We start from the raw sequence: 22,057 nt of genomic DNA, 5'->3' as shown, positions 1-22,057 counted from the left end.
TTCACTATTTTTATAAAATCTTCTCTCTACTTTATAAGATGTGAAAAAGAGTTCAATTATACCAGGCTTTTTGCTATAATGAAGTGAGAAACATAGACAGGAGAATAAGATGTCAGAACCATTATTTTTACAATCAGTTATGCAAGAAAAAATCTGGGGTGGAACCAAGCTACGTGATGAGTTTGGCTACGACATCCCAAGTGAAAAAATAGGAGAATACTGGGCTATCTCAGCACACCCAAATGGTGTTTCAAAGGTCGCTAATGGGCGCTTTGAGGGAACAGACCTAGCTACATTGTATGCGGAGCATCGTGAATTGTTTGGCAATCGTCCAGAACCTGTATTTCCACTGTTGACCAAGATACTCGATGCCAACGACTGGCTCAGTGTCCAAGTTCATCCAGACGATGCCTATGGACTAGAACACGAAGGCGAACTTGGAAAAACAGAGTGCTGGTACATCATTGCAGCGGAGGAAGGTTCAGAGATTATCTATGGTCATAATGCCAAGTCTAAAGAAGAACTCCGCCAGCAAATTGAGGACAAGAACTGGGATGCCTTGCTGACAAAAGTTCCTGTCAAGGCTGGAGATTTCTTCTATGTACCAAGTGGCACCATGCACGCTATCGGAGCGGGCATCTTGATTCTTGAAACTCAGCAGTCTAGTGATACTACCTACCGTGTCTATGACTTTGACCGTAAGGACGACAATGGCAACTTGCGTGAACTTCATCTTGAAAAATCTATCGATGTCTTGAATATTGGAGAGCCTGCAAATAGCCGTCCTGTAACTGTCAAAGCTAATGATTTACGTTCCACTCTCCTTGTATCCAATGATTTCTTTGCAGTCTACAAGTGGGAAATTACTGGAAAAGTTGACTTTGAAAAGACAGCTGACTACAGCTTGTTCAGCGTCTTGGCTGGTCAAGGTCAACTGTCTGTTGATGGAACAAACTATCCAATCCAAAAAGGGAGCCACTTTATCCTACCAAGTGATGTTGAGGCTTGGACTTTGGAAGGGCAAGGTTTGGAATTGATTGTTAGCCATCCATAACAAGAAAGGGCCTGAGTTTACTACTCAAGTCCTTTTTGATTACATAAATTGGGCGATAAAAACCACGATGATGATAATAGGAATGATAAAACGAAGAAGGAAGAGCCAGAACTTGAAAAGTCCTTGTTTCCATGGTGTTTCATCAAGATGAAGTTCCTCCATGGCTAAGGCCTTCTTGAAAATATATCCTGTAAAGAGGGATAAGCAGAGGGCGCCAAAAGGCATGAGGAGATTGGAAACCAAGAAATCCATGGCATCAAAGAAAGTCTTCCCCAAAATGTGAACATCTGCCATGATTCCATAGGATAGGGCTGAAGGAATACCAAAAACAAAGGTCAAGATTCCTAAAATAGCACTCCATTTAGCACGCTTACTGTTGTCCTGATTGGTGATATTGCCCACATTGATTTCCAGCATAACGACAGAAGAAGTGACCGTCGCAAAGAGGAAGAGCAAGAGGAAGAGGATGTAGAAAATGGTTCCAAAAGGCATCTTGTCAAAGAGTTGAGGCAAGACGATAAAGAGCAGGCTTGGTCCCCCGTCAGACTGGATATTGAAGGCTGACATGGCTGGGAAAATGGCTAGTCCCGCCATGATGGAAACCGAGATGTTCATGGCTACGATGGAAATCCCTGACTGGACCAGATTGGTTTTCTTGTCCAAGTAGGATGCATAGGTCAGCATGGCTGTCACCCCTAGTGAGAGGGCAAAGAAAGATTGTCCCAGAGCATAGAGGAGACCAGCGCTAGTTAGTTTTGAAAAGTCTGGTTTGAGGAAGTAGAGAGCGCCTTCCATGGCATTTGGCAAACTGAGAGAGCGCCCAATGATCACGACAAAGATGATAAAGAGCAGGGGCATCATGACTTTCGAAGCTCTTTCGATCCCTTTTTGAACCCCACGTGATACAATAAAGATATTTAATAAGATAAAGGCAGCTTGAGCTCCTAGAGCAATAGCTGGATTTGAAATGATCGATGTAAATAACTGAGTATAATCACCCGTTCCACCAAGGTGGAACAATTTTCCAAACTCAATACCCAGATAGACTAAAATCCAACCTCCGATGACACTGTAAAAGGAGAGAAGGATAAAGAGGGCAAAGGCACCAATCCAACCGATAAAGTTGTACTTGTTATTGTTGCCCAGTTTTCCAAAGGTTCTGATAGCGGAAACGCCAGCACTGCGGCCAAGAGCAAACTCAGCTAGCAGGAGCGGGAAACCGATTAAAATAGTGGAGATGAGAAAGACCAGTAAAAAGCCTCCACCGCCATTAGCAGCAGTCATGTAGGGAAATTTCCAAACGGCTCCAAGTCCAATGGCTGAGCCAGCAGATGCTAGAATAAAGCCCAGTTTTGAACCCCATTGCGATTTTTCTGACATAGTTGAAACTCCAATCTCGTTTTTTAAAATAAGAAAAGGCTACTTGAGTTGTCAAATAGCCTTCTCTCAATGGCTCTTTATGAACCTTCTGTTTGATTGATAGACTTGACTATCCTATCATGTTTTCTAAGGTCTGTCAAGAAAACCATTTTCAAGTTTTCACACCTTTCTCAAAAAGTTAAAAATTTTTCGTAAAAACACTTGACTCTGACCTAAGGGGAGGGGATATACTATGATTGTAAGGAGGAAGTCATGTACCATATAAAAGAAGCTGCGCAGCTTTCAGGTGTCTCTGTCAAGACCCTGCACCACTACGATAAGATAGGACTCTTGGTTCCGTTAAAGTCGGAAAATGGCTATCGAACCTACAGTCAAGAGGATTTGGAACGCCTTCAGGTCATTCTGTATTATAAATATCTAGGTTTTTCTTTAGAAAAAATAGCAGAGCTGTTAAAGGAAGAAAGGACAGATTTATTGCCCCATTTGACTAGGCAGTTGGACTATTTGACTCGAGAAAGGGAACATCTGGATACCTTGATTTCCACCTTGCAAAAAACCATTCAAGAACAAAAAGGAGAAAGAAAAATGACTATTGAGGAAAAATTCACTGGATTTAGCTATCAAGACAATCAAAAATACCACCAAGAAGCGGTAGAGAAGTATGGACAAGAAGTCATGGACCAGGCTCTCGAGCGTCAAAAAGGTCACGAAGACGAGGCTACGACCGCCTTTAACCAAGTTTTTCAAGCTTTAGCTCAAAACCTTAAAAATGGACTAGCTGCAACAGCAGCCGAAAACCAAGAGCAAGCAGCCAAACTCTTGCAAGCCCTTCGTACTTATGGATTTGACTGCTCTATTGAGGTATTTGGCCATATCGGCAAAGGATACGTCTACAACCCAGAGTTTAAGGAAAACATTGACAAGTTTGGTTCTGGAACAGCCCAGTACACATCAGATGTCATTGCTCACTATGTTCAAACTCAGATAACATAAGCATCGCTGGAGATTTGTCCTGCTCCGCTAAAAAAGCTAAATCTTCTGTTTAACTTTTTAGGGAGCAGGTCATTTTAGTTGTTACTTTTTTGAAAAGCATTCTTGTCCCAGACTCTTTACTTTATTACTAAAAGAAAATTCATTTTTAAAGTTTTTGCATTGTCAACTCTGAGTGATTAGTTCGCCTTGATAAAATCAGTAAAAAAAGATATGATAGTAGGAGAAAAATGAGGTTAAGAGTGATGGACAAAAGTAGAATTAAAACAGAAACACAGCAGGTAATTGAAGATGTTTTGGAAAAGGCTGGATTGCGTGAAGGAAGCCTCTTTGTCCTAGGTTTATCCTCTAGCGAAGTTTTAGGTGGCCATATTGGCAAGGAATCCAGCCAAGAAATTGGGGAAATCATTGTGAAGACCATCCTAGATATCCTAGAAGAAAAAGGAATACACCTAGCTGTTCAAGGCTGTGAGCACGTCAATCGTGCCCTCGTTGTTGAACGCCAGGTGGCAGAGCAGTTTGGTCTGGAAATCGTCAGTGTCCTTCCAACTCTTCATGCAGGCGGTTCAGGTCAGCTAGCTGCCTTTAAGTTTATGAAAGACCCTGTTGAGGTGGAGTTCATCATGGCTCATGCGGGAATTGATATCGGAGATACCGCAATTGGCATGCATGTCAAGCATGTGCAGGTTCCGATTCGACCAGTTTTGCGTGAGATTGGTCATGCCCATGTAACCGCTCTAGCTAGTCGTCCCAAACTCATCGGGGGTGCGCGTGCGCAGTATCCAGAAGATTCTATTAGAAAGATATGAGAATGAAAAAAAGAAAAGAACAGTTTCAAAAAAACCTAAAGTATTCTATTCGTAAATTGACTGTTGGAGTTGGTCCTGTAGCAATCGGGGCCTTTCTTGTTGGTGCCAGCTTGTTATTAACTGGTAAAGTCCAAGCAGATGAATTAGCTGAAGTGAATTCAGTCCATTATCGATATTTGGCGGAGCAAGAATTAACCGAGTCTGAAAAAGCCTTGATTCATCATGAAGTTCCTACAGAATTTCAAGATGAAGATATTATTTATGTGGTTTATCGCAAGAAAGCAATTAACAGTCAACAACTTCCCTATACAGGAAGTAAAGAATTTGCTTTAGCAGGTTTTGGTCTTGCAACAGCATCTTTAGCTGTTTTTTTGGTGTCTAAAAAACAGCGTCAGAAAGTTCTTGGAGTGCTTTTGATTGGTTCTCTTGGTGTCAGCAACTTCATTCCTTTTACTACTTTTGCCTTTGAGAATAAAGAATTACTTTCTTACAATCAAACGATCTCGGCCTCCTCAAATGAAGAACTAACGAAAGGTGTGATCGATATTGGAGGATATGAGTATATTGGTTATTTTAAAGGAACTGACACAAAAGTAGCTAGTTTTTCTAAAAAAGGGAAATCTCTAGTCCAAGACAATGCCCCAGATTATACTGGGAAACTTGAAAGTAAAGGTACCCAAGAAGAAGGCAAAGAGGGTCAATCGCTTGTCCAAGACAGTTTGCCAGCGTATACTGGAAAACTTGAAAGCAAGGGTACTCAGGAGTCTGGTAAAGAAGGCGAATCCCTCGTTCAAGATAGTTTGCCAGCGTATACTGGCAAGCTTGAAAGCAAGGGCACTCAAGAAGTAGGTAAAGAAGGTGATTCCCTTATTCAAGACAATTCCCCAGCGTATACTGGCAAGCTTGAAAGCAAGGGCACTCAGGAACCCGGCCAGGAAGGTGACTCCCTTGTTCAAGATAGTTTGCCAGCGTATACTGAAAAGCTTGAAAGTAAAGGCACTCAGGAACCCGGCCAGGAAGGTGACTCCCTTGTTCAAGATAGTTTGCCAGCCTATACTGAGAAACTTGAGAGCAAGGGCACTCAAGAAGTAGGTAAAGAAGGCGAATCCCTCGTTCAAGACAATTCCCCAGCGTATACTGGAAAACTTGAAAGCAAGGGCACTCAAGAGTCTGGTAAAGAAGGTGACTCCCTTATTCAAGACAATTCCCCAGCGTATACTGGCAAGCTTGAAAGCAAGGGCACTCAGGAACCCGGCCAGGAAGGTGACTCCCTTGTTCAAGATAGTTTGCCAGCCTATACTGGAAAACTTGAAAGCAAAGGCACTCAAGAAGTAGGTAAAGAAGGCGAATCCCTCGTTCAAGACAATTCCCCAGCGTATACTGGCAAGCTTGAAAGCAAGGGCACTCAGGAAACTGGTAAGGAAGGTGACTCCCTTGTTCAAGAGCCTCAGGCAGAATATACTGGAAAACTTGAAAATAAGGGCACCCAAGAGGTAGGCCAAGAAGGCGATTCTCTTGTCCAAGATAGTTTACCAGCGTATAGTGGGAAGCTTGAGAGCAAAGGTACTCAGGAAGCTGGCAAAGAGGGTGACTCCCTTGTTCAAGATAGTTTACCAGCGTATACTGAAAAGCTTGAAAGTAAAGGCACTCAGGAAACTGGTAAGGAAGGTCACTCCCTTGTTCAAGAGGACCTTCCAGAATATACAGTAACTGAAGGAATAATTACTAAAGACACAATCGCAGAGATTGACTACCAGACGGAAATCATTGATGATCCTACAAAATACACTGACGAAGAAACAGTGGTTCAAAACGGTGAAAAAGGGATCCAAGTTACCAAAACGACTTATAAAACTGTCGAAGGTGTTGAGACTGACCAAGTTTTAAATACAACAACCACTGTCATCAAAAAACCAGTCACTAAAAAAATAAGTCGTGGTACGAAACCAATAGAAGGCACTCTTGTAGAAGAAAGTCTTGAAAAAATTCCGTTTAAAGAGATAGTCGAAGAAGACGCGCAACTGAAAAAGGGCGATAAAGTTACGGTCCAAGAAGGAAAAGACGGTCAGAAAAAGGTTATCAAAACCTACAAGACCATCAAAGGAATCAAGACGCAGGAAGCGCCTGAAATTCTTGAACAGGTCATCGAGTTAGCCCAAGACCGTATTGTTAAACTAGGTACCAAAAACTTCGAAAAGCCAGTATTGACTTTTTCAAGGGTTGATATTCAGGATTTGAAACGCTCATCTCAGATTCACTATAATCTGGAAAATCCAAGTAAGGCAGCGATTAAATCGATCACTTTAACCCTGAAGAAAGGCGACGAAGTCGTGAAAACCATAACGGTTTCACCGAATAACTTGACTGCAACTCTAACAGATTTGCAGTATTACAAGGATTATAAACTCGAAACAAAAATGGTTTATGATCGTGGTGAAGGAAACGAGGAAGAAATTCTCAAAGAAGAATCACTGAGAATTGATTTAAAAAAGATTGAAGTTAAAAATATAAAAGAAACAAGCCTCATAAGTGTTGACGACAATGGCGTGGAAACGGATAGTAGCTTCTTAACCTATGTTCCAAGTGATGTAAGACCTTACTATCTAAAAATTGCTACACGTGATAATAAGATGACGCGTCTTGCGATTGACAAAATTGAAGAAGTGACAGTCGATGGGAAAACGCTTTATAAGGTCACTGCCAAAGCGCCTGACCTCGTTCAGCATACAGATGGTAACCAGCTCAGTGAAGAATACGTCCATTATTTTGCCAAACCAAAAACTCATGAGGAGAATGTATACTACGACTTCAATGAACTTGTAAAAGCTATGCAGGCCAATCCATCTGGTGAATTTAAAATTGGTGCGGACTTGAATGCGGTCAATGTTCCTGCAGCTGGTAAATCATATGTAACGACGAAGTTCCGAGGCAAGCTATCAAGTGTAGACGGTCAACGATACACGATTCATAACTTGGAACGTCCACTATTAGGTGATACCGAAGGCGCCCACATCCATGACCTTAACCTTGGTAAGGTAAACATTCATATGCCATGGGCAAATAGAGTTGCTCCCTTGGCTGCTGTTGTAAAAAACACAACGATCAATAATGTGAAAGTAACGGGTACAGTTGTCGGAAATAATGACGTATCAGGTTTGATCAATAAAATTGATAATAACGGCAGATTAACAAATGTGGCATTCATTGGTAAGCTTCATGCTGGTGGGAATCAAGGCGCCTTTCTTGCTGGAATTGTTGGAGAAAACTGGAAGGGTTCTGTTGAGAAGGCCTATGTTGATGCACAAATAACGGGTAATAAAGCGAAAGTTGCTGGTATCGCCTATTGGTCACAAAATGGTGGGGACAACCATGCAGTTTATCGGGACGGAGCCATTAAAAAATCTGTAGCTAAAGGTACTATCGATGTCAGAGAACCGATTACCGCGGGTGGTGTTGTAGGCAGTACAAATGCCTTGGGTTCCGTTGAAGACACTGTTTCAATGATGAAAGTTAAGAACGGTGAGATTTTCTATGGCTCATCTGATATTGATGATGATCCATATTGGACAGGTGACCGCTTAAACCGAAACTTTGTTGTTACTGGTGTGAGTGAAGGAAAATCTTCATATAGATATTCTAAACAACAGCATCGTATTAAGCCTATTTCGCAAGAAGAAGCAGACAAGAAAATTGCTGCTCTGGGAATCACAGCGAATGAGTATGAAATCAATGAGCCTGTTGTAGATAAATTAAACCGTTTGACACACCGTGAAGACGAGTACAAGGCCATTCAAGACTACAGAGCTGACCGCGAACTTGCTTATCACAATATTGAAAAATTACAACCATTCTATAATAAGGAGTGGATTGTCAATCAGGCTAATAAACTAGATGCTAGCTCAAACTTGGTGACCAAAGAAGTCCTTTCTGTTACTGGTTTGAAAAATGGACAGTTTGTAACAGACTTGTCAGCTATTGATCAGATCATGATTCACTATGCTGATGGTACCAAAGAAGAATTGGCCATCACTGGCAAAGCTGACTCTAATGTAAAACAAGTCAAAGAGTACGAAGTGACCAACCAGAATATCGTTTATACGCCAAATATGCTAGTGAAAGATCGTGCTGGTTTGATTGCAAAGGCAAAAGAAACATTATCCAGTGTGGAGTTGATTTCTCCTGAAGTGCGCGCTCTTATGGACAAGCGGAACAAACCGCAAGAAAACACGGATGAACGAAAAAATGGCTATATTCGCGATTTGTTCTTAGAAGAAAGTTTTGCTGAAGTAAAACAAAATCTTGGAAACTTGGTGAAACAAATTGTTGAAAATGAAGATCATCAACTAAATGATGATGAAGCAGCTCAACGTGCTTTCATTAAGAAAGTTGAAGACAATAAGGCCAACATTATGATGGGGCTTGCTTATTTGAACCAATACTATGGCATTAAATATGATGGTTTGTCGATCAAAGATATTATGATGTTTAAACCAGATTTTTATGGTAAGAACGTGAATGTCTTAGATCGCTTGATCACTATCGGCTCAAAAGAGAACAATCTTAAGGGCGACCAATCCCAAGATGCGTATAGTCGAGTGATTGCAGGTGCTACAGGTAAAGGAAGCCTTCATGAGTTTCTAACATATAACATGAAATTGTTTACAAATGAAACCGATATGAATGTTTGGTTTAAAAAGGCAATTGAAAAGAATGCTTATGTGGTAGAACAGCCATCATTGAACCCCGATTTTGCTCATAAGAAGTATCGTCTGTATGAAGGGATTAATAATGGCGTGCATGGTCGGATGATTTTGCCTCTATTAAACTTGAAGAACTCGCATCTCTTCATGATTTCGACCTATAATACCATTTCTTTTAGTGCTTTTGAAAAATATGGTAAAAATACTGAGGAGGCTCGTGAAGCCTTCAAGAGTGAAATCAATAAGAGAGCAAAAGAGCAGGTGAACTACTTAGACTTTTGGTCAAAATTAGCTGCTGATAATGTACGTAATAAGCTCCTCAAGAGTGAAAATAGTGTTCCAACACCTGTTTGGGACAATCATGATGCGCCGGGTATCGGTTGGGCAAACCGATATGGTCACAAGGATGGGAAACCAGATTATGCTCCGATTCGAGAGTTCTTTGGACGGATCAATAAATATCATGGCTATCAGTATGGATATGGTGCTTACGCTTATATCTTTGCCGCTCCAAATCAGCAAGATGCTGTCTACTTTGTTATGACAGAGTTGATAAGTGATTTTGGTACATCGGCCTTTACGCATGAAACGACTCATGTGAATGATCGTATGGCTTACTATGGTGGTTGGTATCATCGTGAAGGGACGGACTTAGAGTCCTTTGCGCAAGGTATGCTCCAGTCACCATCGTTGACAAATCCAAATGGTGAATACGGTGCCTTAGGTTTGAACATGGCTTATGAACGTCAGAATGATGGCAATCAAATCTACAATTATGATCCAAACAAGTTAAAGAACCGTGAAGAAATTGATCACTATATGAAGAACTATAACGAGGCTCTGATGATGCTGGACCATCTAGAAGCAGATGCAGTTATTCGAAAACACTTGGACGACAACGGCAAGTGGTTCAAGAAGATGGACCGAGAATGGCGTACGAACGCTGAGCGAAACAATCTGAAAGGCGAGCCACATCAATGGGATAAGTTACGTGATTTAACGGATAATGAGAAAAAATTGACGATTACGAACATCAATCAATTGGTTGATCATAACTTCGTTACAAAACATGGTATGCCAGGGAATGGACGTTATCGTTCGGAAGGTTTTGACAGTGCTTACCAAACCGTAAATATGATGTCGGGTATCTTTGGCGGTAATACTAGCAAGAGTACAGTTGGTTCGATTTCATTCAAACATAATGCTTTCCGTATGTGGGGATACTATGGTTATCTTAACGGATTTATTGGTTACGCTTCAAACAAATATAAAGCGGAAGCCAACAAGGAAAACAAAGGGTTGTTGGGTGATGACTTCATTATCAAGAAAGTCTCTAATGGCCAATTTGATACTCTTGAAGCATGGAAGAAACATTGGTATAAAGAAGTCTATGACAAAGCTCAAAACGGCTTCACTACAATCGAAATCAATGGCAGATCTATCTCTACTTATGCTGAGTTGAAGTCCTTATTTGATGAAGCTGTTCAAAAAGACCTAGATAGCATGGAAAATCCAAATATAAAGAATCATTATAAAAACACTGAAGACCTTAAATGGAAGGTTTACAAACAGCTTCTTCAAAAATCAGATGGATTCTCTGGAGATTTATTCGCCAAAGCATCGTTATAAAGTCGAAATGACTAAAAAGGTGGATCAGCTTAAGCTGCATCTGCCTTTTTGTGCTATACTTAAGATATGCATAGAAAAACAGTGATTGATTTTAGGGCTTTGGGCGAGAGATACACCTTTACCCAGCCGATCAAAGAGTTAAAAACGAGAGATTTATCAGAAGTGGCGGACTTGCTGGCACAAGTAGAAAGCTACCAAGAACAGGGCTATTATGTGGTGGGCTATATCAGCTATGAGGCTGCACCTGCTTTTGAGGAGAAATTAGCAGTTCATAAAGCTCCTTTACTTGCAGAGTATCTGCTATATTTTACAGTTCATGATAGGGTAGAAACATCGCCTATTCCTCTGACTTATGAGGAAGCAGATCTGCCTTCAAAGTGGCAGGAAGAAACATCTGCAGAGAACTATGAAAAGGCCATTGCCCAGGTTCACCATCATTTGCGTCAGGGGGACACCTATCAGGTCAATTACACTGTCCAACTCAAGCAAGATTTAAGTGCCAATCCTTTTGCCATCTACAATCGCATGGTGGTAGAGCAGGAGGCGGGCTACAATGCCTATGTTGAACACGATGAGATGGCAGTGATTTCCATGAGCCCAGAGCTCTTTTTTGAGCAAAATGACCGAGAATTAACGACTCGTCCAATGAAGGGAACAACCCAGCGGGGAGTGACTGACAAAGAAGATCTAGAGCAGGCCAGTTGGCTAGAACAGGATCCTAAAAATCGCTCTGAAAATATGATGATTGTGGATCTTTTACGCAATGATATGAACCGTATTTCTGAAGTTGGAAGTGAACATGTGGAACGTCTTTGTCAAGTGGAGCAGTATTCGACTGTTTGGCAGATGACTTCGACCATCAAGAGTCAGTTACGAGCAGATGTGGACTTGATTGCCATTTTTCGCTCTCTCTTTCCTTGTGGTTCCATAACGGGTGCACCCAAAATTGCGACCATGGAAATCATCAAGAAATTGGAGCCCCAACCCAGAGGAGTTTACTGCGGAACGATTGGTCTCTTGCTTCCAAATGGACAACGGATTTTCAATGTTGCCATTCGGACCATTCAACTGCATCAAGGGAAAGCCGTCTATGGAGTTGGCGGAGGGATTACTTGGGATAGTACTTGGGAATCTGAATACCGTGAAGTTCATCAAAAGGCGGCAGTGCTTTATCGTAAACAAGCACGTTTCCAATTGATTACTACAGGGAAAATCAGCCAGAAGAGCTTGCTGTTTGAAGAGCAACATTTGGAAAGACTGACAAAGGCGAGTCGTTATTTTGCCTATCCTTTTGATCCGAAAAACCTGAGACAAAAGATAGAGGCAGAGTGCCGAGCTTGTGATTCCCACCAGGACTACCGTTTGCGAATCAGCCTTAGCAAGTCTGGAGAGATAGAACTCAGTCGCCAAATCTTAACACCCCTTAGTCCAAGTTTCTGCAAAGCCAAACTTTGTCAGCAAGAAGCAGATTCGAATCAATCATTTACCTACTTTAAAACAACTCATAGACCACACTTAACTCTAGGGAAACAGGAAATCATTTACCATAATGCAGCTGGAGAATTGCTGGAAACCTCTATTGGAAATCTGGTCTTAAAAATTAATGGTAAACTCTACACACCGCCTATCAGTCTAGGGATTTTGCCAGGAATTTACCGCCAGCATTTGCTAGAAACAGGACAGGTAGAGGAAAAAGTCTTGACTGTGGCAGACTTAGCCCAAGCAGAAGCTATCTATGGCTGTAATGCAGTCAGAGGCTTGTATGAGTTGGAAGTGATATAACTATGGATTTTTCAATTAAGTTTTAGATTTATTTCTGAATATTTAATATTTGATTTGAAAGCAAAATAAAGTATATGGTATACTATAGGTATAAATCATTAAAATAATGGAGATTTTTATGAAAAAATCAAAAAAAATTTTAGTAACCAGCTTAGCAACTGCAACACTGGGACTTATTTCATTTGCAGATACAACTGAAGCCTTTCCTTTTTCGGCTCAGCATGTTTCTGCTCAAGAAAAGGATGTATCTAAAAACGGTAAGATTGTAAAAGAGAATACAACTTCGGCGCCAAATCAAGCTGAGAAACCGAAAACACCAGCGCAAAATCCTGCTGAGAAATCGAAAACACCAGCGCAAAATCCTGCTGAGAAATCGAAAACACCAGCGCAAAATCCTGCTGAGAAATCGAAAACACCAGCGCAAAATCCTGCTGAGAAATCGAAAACACCAGCGCAAAATCCTGCTGAGAAATCGAAAACACCAGCGCAAAATCCTGCTGAGAAATCGAAAACACCAGCGCAAAATCCTGCTGAGAAATCGAAAACACCAGCGCAAAATCCTGCTGAGAAACCGAAAACACCAGCACCAAAACCTGCTGATAAACCAAAAACACCAGCACCAAAACCCGCGCCGAAGCCGGCACCAAAACCTACGCCGAAGCCAGCACCGAAACCAGAACCAAAACCCGCGCCGAAGCCGGCACCAAAACCCGCGCCGAAGCCAGCACCAAAACCCGCGCCGAAGCCAGCACCGAAACCCGCGCCGAAGCCGGCACCAAAACCCGCACCGAAGCCGGCACCAAAACCCGTGCCGAAGCCAGCACCAAAACCCGCGCCGAAGCCAGCACCGAAACCCGCGCTGAAGCCGGCACCAAAACCGACTGAAAAAGCTAAAGAAACAACTCCTAAACAGGATAAATCACAATCTAAAGTTCAGTCTGGCTGGGTAGGAAATTACTACCTCAAATCAGATGGAAAGAGGGCTAAAAATGAATGGGTAGATGGTGGTCGTTATTATGTTAATTCTGATGGAAAAAAGGTTAAAAGTGACTGGATTTATGATAAAAAGCATGGTTCCTATTATTATCTAACAGCAGAAGGAAGCTCTGCTCGCAATAAATGGGTAGGAAATTCTTATCTCAAATCAGATGGAAAGATGGCCAAGAATGAATGGGTAGATGGTGGCCGTTACTATGTTGATTCTGAAGGCAAAATGGTAAGGGACAAATGGGTAGATGGTGGCCGTTACTATGTAGGATACGATGGTGTGCGGCAACCAAAACCAGCAGATGGGAACCAGTACAATGCTGCCTTAAGGAGAGCGAAAAGCTATAATTCGTGGGCAAATATGTCAAAAAAAGCTCTCTATGACCAATTAATGTTTCATGGTTTTTCAAGTTCAGCAGTGCAGTATGCCATCGATCACTTGAATGCAGATTACAAAGCAAATGCCTTAGCTAAAGCAAGAGAATACCGAAAATATAGTAATATCTCAAAAACTGAAATTTATGACAGGCTAACTTCTTCTTGGATTGGAAAATTTACAAAAGAAGAAGCAAACTATGCCATTCAAAAACTTAATCTACCATCAGAAGGCAGCCATGTTCGCAATAAATGGGTAGGAGCTTATTATTATAAACCGGATGGTAAGATGGCCAAGAATGAATGGGTAGATGGCGGTCGTTACTATGTTGATTCTGAAGGCAAAATGGTAAGGGACAAATGGGTAGATGGTGGTCGTTACTATGTAGGATACGATGGTGTGCGGCAACCAAAACCAGCAGATGGGAACCAGTACAATGCTGCTTTAAGGAGAGCGAAAAGCTATAATTCGTGGGCAAATATGTCAAAAAAAGCTCTCTATGACCAATTAATGTTTCATGGTTTTTCAAGTTCAGCAGTGCAGTATGCCATCGATCACTTGAATGCAGATTATAAGGCAAATGCCTTAGCTAAAGCAAGAGAATATCGAAAATATAGTAATATCTCAAAAACTGAAATTTATGACAGGCTAACTTCTTCTTGGATTGGAAAATTTACAAAAGAAGAAGCAAACTATGCCATTCAACATCTAGGGGATAAATAGTTATTAATTATAAAATGTAACTTTTTCATGCAAACCTTTGCACAAATCTAATGATTTTGTTATACTATATCTGTAAGCATTTTCAATTAAAAAGGAGAAGACGATGAGTCAAAAGATTATTGGGATTGACCTTGGTGGTACATCTATCAAGTTTGCAATTTTAACTCAAGAGGGAGAAATCCAAGAAAAATGGTCTATCAAGACTAATATTTTGGATGAAGGAAGCCATATTGTAGATGATATGATTGAATCTATTCAACATCGTTTGGACTTGCTTGGATTGTCAGCCACAGACTTCCGAGGGATTGGGATGGGATCACCTGGTGTGGTTGACCGTGAAAAAGGAACTGTTATCGGTGCCTACAACCTCAACTGGAAAACCCTTCAACCAATTAAAGAAAAGATTGAAAAAGCCTTGGGTATTCCATTCTTCATTGATAATGATGCCAACGTAGCTGCTCTTGGTGAGCGCTGGATGGGTGCTGGTGACAACCAACCGGACGTTGTCTTTATGACACTTGGTACCGGTGTTGGTGGTGGTATCGTCGCTGAAGGAAAACTGCTCCACGGTGTTGCTGGTGCGGCAGGAGAGCTTGGTCACATCACTGTTGACTTTGACCAACCAATCGCATGTACCTGTGGTAAGAAGGGTTGTCTTGAGACAGTTGCTTCTGCAACAGGGATTGTCAACTTGACTCGTCGATATGCAGATGAATACGAAGGCGATGCAGCCTTGAAACGCTTGATTGATGACGGCGAAGAAGTAACTGCCAAAACTGTCTTTGACCTTGCAAAAGAAGGGGACGACCTTGCCTTGATCGTTTACCGTAACTTCTCACGTTACTTGGGAATCGCTTGTGCTAATATCGGCTCAATCCTCAACCCATCAACTATCGTTATCGGTGGTGGAGTTTCAGCTGCAGGAGAATTCCTTCTCCAAGGTGTTCAAAAAGTCTATGATGAAAATACCTTCCCTCAAGTACGCACATCTACAAAATTGGCTCTTGCAACTCTAGGAAATGATGCTGGAGTTATCGGGGCAGCATCACTTGTATTGCAATAAGATAAAATGATTATAGAGCTTGGTGTTTATCAAGCTCTTTTTTAAAAATCGAATAAAACGGAATAGGTTTAAATTTGGGGAAGGAGTCGCTAGATGAACACATCAAAACAACCCATGCTTGAATTAGCATTGTCTATTGCTACGGAAGCTCATAAAGGGCAATTTGATAAGGCAGGAGTAGATTATGTAGAACATCCAATTTATGTAGCAAGCCAAGTTGATACTGAAGAAGAAAAAGCAGTTGCTTTACTACATGATGTCATTGAGGACAGTCCTTTTACGGCTGAAGAACTATTACTAGCTGGTTTACTAGAAACAGTAGTTACTGCTGTTCAGATTTTGTCAAAGAAAAAGGGGCAAGACTATCAAACCTATCTAGAAAATGTGAAATCTAATCCCCTAGCACGCGTTGTCAAATTAGCAGATTTGAAGCATAATTCGGATTTATCGAGACTGAGTTCTGTTACTGACAAGGATTTGGAACGATTAGAAAAATATAAAAAGGCCATCGATTATCTGAGTATGTAGAAAAGATTTTTTATGCTATACTAGTTAAGAATAAAAGTTGAGGTGAGAGTAAATGACAAAAGCTGATACGATTTTTAAAGAGAATATTGAACGAATCCTCAAAGACGGCGTCTTTTCTGAACAAGCACGTCCTAAGTATAAGGATGGGACAGTTGCCAACTCCAAGTACGTAACGGGTTCCTTTGCCGAGTATGATTTGTCTAAGGGCGAATTTCCTATCACAACCCTACGTCCCATTGCAATCAAATCTGCCATCAAGGAAGTACTCTGGATTTACCAAGATCAGTCTAATAGCCTAGATGTTCTCAATGATAAGTACAATGTTCACTACTGGAATGACTGGGAAGTGGGAGATACGGGAACCATCGGTGAACGCTATGGGGCGGTCGTTAAGAAACACGATATCATTAATAAGATTCTCAAGCAGTTGGAAGCCAATCCCTGGAACCGCCGCAATATCATCTCACTCTGGGATTATCAAGCTTTTGAGGAGACAGACGGCCTCCTTCCATGCGCCTTTCAGACCATGTTTGATGTCCGTCGAGTAGATGGGGAAATCTATCTGGATGCGACCTTGACCCAGCGCTCTAATGATATGCTGGTGGCCCACCATATCAATGCCATGCAGTATGTGGCTCTTCAAATGATGATTGCCAAGCATTTTGGCTGGAAGGTTGGGAAGTTTTTCTATTTTATCAACAACCTCCATATCTATGATAATCAGTTTGAACAAGCAGAGGAATTGCTCCGCCGTGAGCCGTCAAACTGCCAACCACGCTTGGTTTTAAATGTTCCTGATGGGACCAATTTCTTTGATATCAAAGCGGAAGATTTTGAGTTAGTTGACTATGATCCAGTCAAGCCACAGTTGAAGTTTGATTTGGCTATTTAATACTCTTCGAAAATCTCTTCAAACCACGTCAGCGTCGCATTACCGTAGGTATGGTGACTGACTTCGTCAGTTCTATCCACAACCTCAAAATAGTGTTTTGAGCTGACTTCGTCAGTCTTATCTACAACCTCAAAGCAGTGCTTTGAGCAACCTGCGGCTAGCTTCCTAGTTTGCTCTTTGATTTTCATTGAGTATAAAAGAAAATAAAAAGAAGTTGAGAAATCTCAACTTCTTTTGTTGCTTAATGTGATACGCGGCGGCGAGCTGCTTTTTTACGGTTTTCCTCGATGAAAGCTGCTTTTTGCTCTTCTGGCTCAATCACTTTCTTTTTAATTGCATATACTGCACCTGCAACGGCAGCGACAGTTCCTGCGACACCTGTTACAAGACCTTTAGCGAATCCTTTAGCCATGAGTCTTCCTCCTTTATCTTCCCAATCAGCCAGGCTCCTCAAGGGGTAGCATTTTTCTGACTGACCTTTTTGTGATATAATAATAGTAACGAAAAAATGGAAATTTTTCAAGGAAAAAAGATGAAAACAAAAATAATTGTGATTGTTGGACCGACTGCTGTTGGGAAGACAGCCCTTGCTATTGAAGTGGCCAAGCGCTTTGGTGGAGAGGTGGTCAGTGGTGACAGTCAGCAAGTATACAGAGGGTTGGATATTGGGACGGCCAAGGCTAGCCCAGAGGAGCAAGCTTCTGTTCCTCATCATTTGATTGATGTCAGAGAGGTGACCGAGTCTTACTCGGCTTTTGATTTTGTTTCAGAAGCTAAGAAGGCTATTGAGGATATTCAAAGCCGTGGCAAGCTAGCCATTATCGCTGGTGGGACTGGGCTTTATATCCAGAGCTTGCTGGAAGGCTATCATCTAGGTGGGGAAACACCTCATGAGGAGATTGTAGCCTATCGGGCTAGTTTGGAGCCTTATTCGGATGAGGAGTTAGCCCATCTCGTGGAGCAAGCAGGCCTTGAAATTCCCCAGTTCAACCGTCGTCGTGCCATGCGAGCCTTGGAGATTGCCCATTTTGGTCAGGATTTGGAAAATCAGGAAAGTCCTTATGAACCACTGATTATCTGCTTGGATGATGAACGTAGTCAGCTTTATGAACGCATCAACCACCGAGTGGATTTGATGTTTGAGGCTGGCCTTTTGGATGAGGCTAAGTGGCTCTTTGACCATTATCCAGATGTGCAGGCAGCCAAAGGCATTGGCTACAAGGAACTCTTTCCTTACTTCCGTGGGGAGCAGACCTTGGAGGAAGCTTGTGAGAGTCTCAAACAGGCGACTCGCCGTTTTGCCAAGCGTCAGTTGACCTGGTTCCGTAATCGCATGCAGGTCACCTTTTATCAGATAGGAGAGCCTGGAGTTCAAGACCGCATTTTAAGCCAGATTGAGGAGTTTTTAGATGATTGAAACGGAGAAAAAAGAGGAACGAGTCCTGCTAATTGGTGTGGAATTGCAGGGCATGGACAATTTTGACCTCTCCATGGAAGAATTGGCCAGCCTGGCTAAGACAGCAGGGGCAGTCGTTATAGATAGCTACAGACAAAAACGGGAAAAGTATGACTCCAAGACCTTCGTTGGTTCTGGTAAGTTGGAAGAGATTGCGCGGATGGTGGATGCAGAAGAAATTACTACTGTCATTGTCAATAATCGCTTGACTCCACGGCAAAATGTCAATCTAGAGGAAGTTCTGGGTGTCAAGGTTATTGACCGTATGCAGTTGATTTTGGATATCTTTGCCATGCGGGCTCGAAGCCATGAAGGAAAACTCCAAGTGCACCTAGCCCAGCTCAAATATCTCTTACCTCGCTTGGTTGGTCAGGGGATCATGCTTAGCCGTCAGGCAGGGGGAATTGGTTCCCGTGGACCTGGTGAAAGTCAGCTGGAACTGAACCGACGTAGTGTTCGAAACCAAATTACGGATATCGAGAGACAGCTCAAGGTGGTTGAGAAAAATCGGGCGACAGTCAGAGAAAAACGTCTGGAGTCAAGTACCTTTAAGATTGGTTTGATTGGCTACACCAATGCTGGGAAATCAACCATCATGAACACTTTGACCAGTAAGAACCAGTATGAGGCTGATGAATTGTTTGCGACTCTGGATGCGACGACAAAGAGCATCCATCTGGGGGGTAATCTACAGGTGACTTTGACTGATACGGTTGGGTTTATCCAAGATTTGCCGACTGAATTGGTGTCCAGTTTTAAGTCAACCTTGGAAGAAAGCAAGCATGTGGATCTTCTGGTTCATGTCATCGATGCCAGCAATCCTTATCACGAGGAGCATGAAAAAACGGTTCTGTCCATCATGAAAGACTTGGATATGGAGGATATTCCTCGCCTGACCCTTTATAATAAAGCGGATTTGGTGGAGGATTTCACGCCTACTCAAACGCCTTATGCCCTCATTTCTGCCAAGTCTGAGGATAGTCGTGAAAACTTGCAAGCATTATTGCTAGATAAGATTAAGGAAATTTTTGAAGCATTTACTCTGCGCGTGCCCTTTTCTAAGTCTTACAAGATTCATGATTTGGAAAGTGTAGCGATTATTGAAGAACGTGATTATCAAGAGGATGGAGAAGTGATCACAGGCTACATTTCGGAGAAAAATAAATGGAGGTTAGAAGAATTTTATGACTGATATCAAAACTTTGGCTCTAAAATATGGGGGCTATACGAGTCTAGACAAGGTCTATCTGGATCAGCTTCTAGCTGGTAAAACAGAGCAGGAGCAATTGGCACTTATTACTCCTCCTCCGAGTGTAGTCAATGCTTACTTTGCTGAACTCTACCAGAAAAAGAGTCCTGAAGCTGCGACGGATTATTTTGCAGAACTCAGTCAGGAACTGAACCTCTACAATGCTGAGCCAAGTTTCATTCTAGAAAGCAAGCCCTTTATTCGTCTTAATTTATCTGGTAAATCTTTTGGATTCTGCTATGAGAGTGAGGGGCTGGGGCGGATTTTCTCTGAAAATACAGAAGTTATTTCAGAAGACTTGCTATTTGAGATTGCGCAAATTTTCCCCCATCAACTCGTCTTTGAAGAGCCCGGAAAGATTTACATGAAAGCTGTCGGAGATGAGGAAGTTGTTAGTGTAGAAAATCTCACAGCTTTGACGGATTTGGAAAGTTTAGCAGATGGCCGCAAGCGTCTCAAAGGTTATAGTCAAGACGATTTGCTTCAAGAGTCTAAAGCTTTTACTGGTAAGCGCTATTTCCGATCGGAAAATCGCACAGCCATGTTATATATTGATTAATTAGAAAGTATCGAATGGATATTCAATTTTTAGGAACAGGGGCAGGTCAGCCCTCTAAAGCCCGCAATGTTTCAAGTCTCGCCCTGAAACTCTTGGATGAGATTAACGAAGTTTGGCTCTTTGACTGTGGAGAAGGAACGCAAAATCGCATTCTGGAAACCACGATTCGACCACGGAAGGTCAGCAAAATCTTTATCACTCACCTGCACGGAGACCACATCTTTGGATTGCCAGGATTTCTCTCTAGCCGTGCCTTTCAGGCCAATGAAGAGCAGACAGATTTGGAAATCTATGGACCTCAAGGGATCAAGTCCTTTGTCTTAACCAGCCTTCGTGTGTCAGGTTCTCGTCTGCCTTACCGCATTCATTTTCATGAGTTTGACCAAGATTCTCTAGGGAAAATCCTTGAGACCGATAAATTCACTGTGTATGCAGAGGAGCTGGACCACACGATTTTCTGTGTTGGCTATCGCGTTATGCAAAAGGACCTAGAAGGTACCTTGGATGCTGAAAAACTCAAAGCTGCAGGTGTGCCATTTGGACCTCTCTTTGGAAAAATCAAAAATGGTCAGGATGTTGTCCTAGAAGACGGAACTGAAATCAAGGCGACAGACTATATCTCAGCTCCCCGTCCAGGTAAGATTATCACTATTCTTGGTGATACCCGAAAAACCAATGCCAGCGTGCGTCTAGGCATCAATGCTGATATCCTAGTCCATGAGTCAACTTATGGAAAGGGCGATGAGAAAATTGCCCGTAACCATGGTCACTCAACCAATATGCAGGCAGCGCAAGTAGCTGCAGAAGCAGGAGCCAAACGCCTTTTGCTCAATCATATCAGCGCCCGCTTCCTCTCAAAAGATATCAGCCAGCTCAAGAAAGATGCGGCTACTGTTTTTGAAAATGTCCATGTGGTCAAAGACTTGGAAGAAGTGGAAATTTAGAAGATTGAGAAAGGATAAGTATGCGTACTATTCTGATTACCGGAGCAAGCGGTGGCTTAGCCCAAGAAATGGTCAAACTCTTGCCAAATGACCAACTCATCTTACTAGGTAGAAACAAGGAAAAACTGTCGGAGCTATATGGAAATCATCCCCATGTAGAATTGATTGAAATCGATATTACTGATGACTCAGCCCTAGAAATTCTGGTAGCTGACCTCTATCTCCGCTATGACAAGATCGATGTCTTGGTCAACAACGCGGGCTATGGGATTTTTGAAGATTTTGACCAGATTTCTGACAAAGACATTCACCAGATGTTTGAGGTCAATACCTTTGCCCTAATGAACTTGTCTCGTCGCCTTGCATCTCGAATGAAGAAAAGCCGAAAGGGGCATATTATCAATATCGTCAGTATGGCAGGCTTGATAGCTACTGGCAAATCCAGTCTCTACTCAGCGACAAAGTTTGCAGCGATTGGATTTTCAAACGCTCTGCGCCTCGAACTTATGCCCTGTGGTGTTTATGTAACAACAGTCAATCCAGGTCCAATCCGAACAGAATTTTTTGACCAGGCAGACCCAGATGGCAGCTACCTCAAGTCTGTTGATCGATTTCTCTTAGAACCAGATGTGGTTGCTAAAAAAATCGTCAAGACCATAGGAAAAAACAAACGAGAACTCAATCTTCCACTTTTGCTCAATTTAGCCCACAAATTTTATAGCCTCTTTCCTAAACTAGCTGATAAGTTGGCAGGGGGAATCTTTAATTATAAGTAAAAAAGTTCCTTACAAAAGGAACTTTTTTATAATATTTAACTGAGTGTCAAGAAATGTTTGATTTTGTTTTAAAACTACATTCATATTTTTAAAATCCTCTACAAATTTTAGAAAAAACAATCAAAATTATGATTTTTTATGTTTAGGTGTTGAAATTCCC

17 protein-coding genes are annotated in these 22,057 nt (G+C 41.9%); 14 read left to right on the top strand and 3 right to left on the bottom strand.

What is annotated here, in order from left to right; translation table 11 throughout:
• Positions 1–109: 109 nt before the first annotated feature.
• A complete protein-coding gene (gene manA / locus B7708_RS00600; RefSeq protein WP_084972973.1) occupies positions 110–1,054 on the top strand; it encodes a mannose-6-phosphate isomerase, class I in 945 nt (314 codons plus the stop codon).
• 39 nt (positions 1,055–1,093) lie between these two features.
• Here the strand turns inward: manA and B7708_RS00595 are convergent, their stop codons facing one another.
• Complete coding sequence (locus tag B7708_RS00595) at positions 1,094–2,434, bottom strand: sodium-dependent transporter (RefSeq protein ID WP_084972971.1); 1,341 nt, start codon at positions 2,432–2,434, stop codon at positions 1,094–1,096.
• Positions 2,435–2,686: 252 nt separating this feature from the next.
• Here B7708_RS00595 and B7708_RS00590 point away from each other — a divergent pair, with 252 nt between their 5' ends.
• The 8 genes from B7708_RS00590 (at position 2,687) to B7708_RS00555 (ending at position 16,913) form a co-directional block, all read left to right on the top strand.
• Positions 2,687–3,427, top strand: coding sequence for a MerR family transcriptional regulator (locus B7708_RS00590; protein ID WP_084972969.1), 741 nt, complete (start codon positions 2,687–2,689; stop codon positions 3,425–3,427).
• Between the two features lie 242 nt (positions 3,428–3,669).
• Entirely contained in the window at positions 3,670–4,233 is a 564-nt protein-coding gene (locus B7708_RS00585) for a TIGR01440 family protein (protein ID WP_061419258.1), read from the top strand.
• A 2-nt stretch (positions 4,234–4,235) separates the two neighbouring features.
• Positions 4,236–10,562: a ZmpA/ZmpB/ZmpC family metallo-endopeptidase gene (locus B7708_RS00580; protein WP_084972967.1), complete on the top strand. Its 6,327-nt coding sequence runs from the start codon at positions 4,236–4,238 to the stop codon at positions 10,560–10,562.
• A gap of 66 nt (positions 10,563–10,628) precedes the next feature.
• Positions 10,629–12,344, top strand: coding sequence for an aminodeoxychorismate synthase component I (gene pabB, locus B7708_RS00575; protein WP_084972965.1), 1,716 nt, complete (start codon positions 10,629–10,631; stop codon positions 12,342–12,344).
• Positions 12,345–12,462: 118 nt separating this feature from the next.
• Entirely contained in the window at positions 12,463–14,430 is a 1,968-nt protein-coding gene (locus tag B7708_RS00570) for an Ltp family lipoprotein (protein ID WP_193431739.1), read from the top strand.
• Positions 14,431–14,533: 103 nt separating this feature from the next.
• Positions 14,534–15,493, top strand: a complete 960-nt coding sequence (locus B7708_RS00565; RefSeq protein WP_000078548.1) for an ROK family glucokinase — start codon at positions 14,534–14,536, stop codon at positions 15,491–15,493.
• 93 nt (positions 15,494–15,586) lie between these two features.
• Positions 15,587–16,021, top strand: a complete 435-nt coding sequence (locus tag B7708_RS00560) for a GTP pyrophosphokinase (RefSeq protein WP_084972963.1) — start codon at positions 15,587–15,589, stop codon at positions 16,019–16,021.
• 52 nt (positions 16,022–16,073) lie between these two features.
• Positions 16,074–16,913 (top strand): thymidylate synthase, encoded by an 840-nt coding sequence (locus tag B7708_RS00555; RefSeq protein WP_084972961.1) that lies wholly within the window; start codon positions 16,074–16,076, stop codon positions 16,911–16,913.
• On the opposite strand, the gene B7708_RS09980 is transcribed toward B7708_RS00555, so the two are convergent.
• The gene (locus B7708_RS09980) at positions 16,910–17,101 is read right to left on the bottom strand and encodes a hypothetical protein (RefSeq protein ID WP_084972959.1); all 192 of its coding nucleotides are present in this window, start codon (positions 17,099–17,101) and stop codon (positions 16,910–16,912) included. The two genes, B7708_RS00555 and B7708_RS09980, sit on opposite strands and share 4 nt — an antisense overlap.
• A 53-nt stretch (positions 17,102–17,154) precedes the next feature.
• Complete coding sequence (locus B7708_RS00545; protein ID WP_001051782.1) at positions 17,155–17,325, bottom strand: DUF3042 family protein; 171 nt, start codon at positions 17,323–17,325, stop codon at positions 17,155–17,157.
• Positions 17,326–17,445: 120 nt separating this feature from the next.
• Here B7708_RS00545 and miaA point away from each other — a divergent pair, with 120 nt between their 5' ends.
• The 5 genes from miaA to B7708_RS00520 are packed head-to-tail and all read left to right on the top strand — an operon-like array spanning position 17,446 to position 21,897.
• Positions 17,446–18,330: a tRNA (adenosine(37)-N6)-dimethylallyltransferase MiaA gene (gene miaA, locus B7708_RS00540; protein ID WP_084972957.1), complete on the top strand. Its 885-nt coding sequence runs from the start codon at positions 17,446–17,448 to the stop codon at positions 18,328–18,330.
• The gene (gene hflX, locus B7708_RS00535) at positions 18,323–19,561 is read left to right on the top strand and encodes a GTPase HflX (protein WP_084972955.1); all 1,239 of its coding nucleotides are present in this window, start codon (positions 18,323–18,325) and stop codon (positions 19,559–19,561) included. Before miaA ends, hflX begins: the two co-directional genes overlap by 8 nt.
• Positions 19,554–20,177, top strand: a complete 624-nt coding sequence (locus B7708_RS00530) for a cystathionine beta-lyase (RefSeq protein ID WP_084972953.1) — start codon at positions 19,554–19,556, stop codon at positions 20,175–20,177. Before hflX ends, B7708_RS00530 begins: the two co-directional genes overlap by 8 nt.
• Positions 20,178–20,191: 14 nt before the next feature.
• Positions 20,192–21,121 carry a ribonuclease Z gene (gene rnz, locus B7708_RS00525; protein WP_000354343.1) on the top strand — a complete coding sequence of 310 codons (930 nt, stop codon included), beginning with the start codon at positions 20,192–20,194 and terminating at the stop codon, positions 21,119–21,121.
• 20 nt (positions 21,122–21,141) lie between these two features.
• Positions 21,142–21,897: an SDR family NAD(P)-dependent oxidoreductase gene (locus tag B7708_RS00520; protein WP_084972951.1), complete on the top strand. Its 756-nt coding sequence runs from the start codon at positions 21,142–21,144 to the stop codon at positions 21,895–21,897.
• Positions 21,898–22,057 lie beyond the last annotated feature (160 nt).

It is taken from the genome of Streptococcus oralis subsp. dentisani, assembly GCF_002096615.1.
Taxonomy (GTDB): Bacteria; Bacillota; Bacilli; order Lactobacillales; family Streptococcaceae; genus Streptococcus; species Streptococcus oralis_U.
The sequence above is the reverse complement of the archived record's forward strand: the minus strand, read 5'-3'. Positions and strand labels throughout refer to the sequence as shown.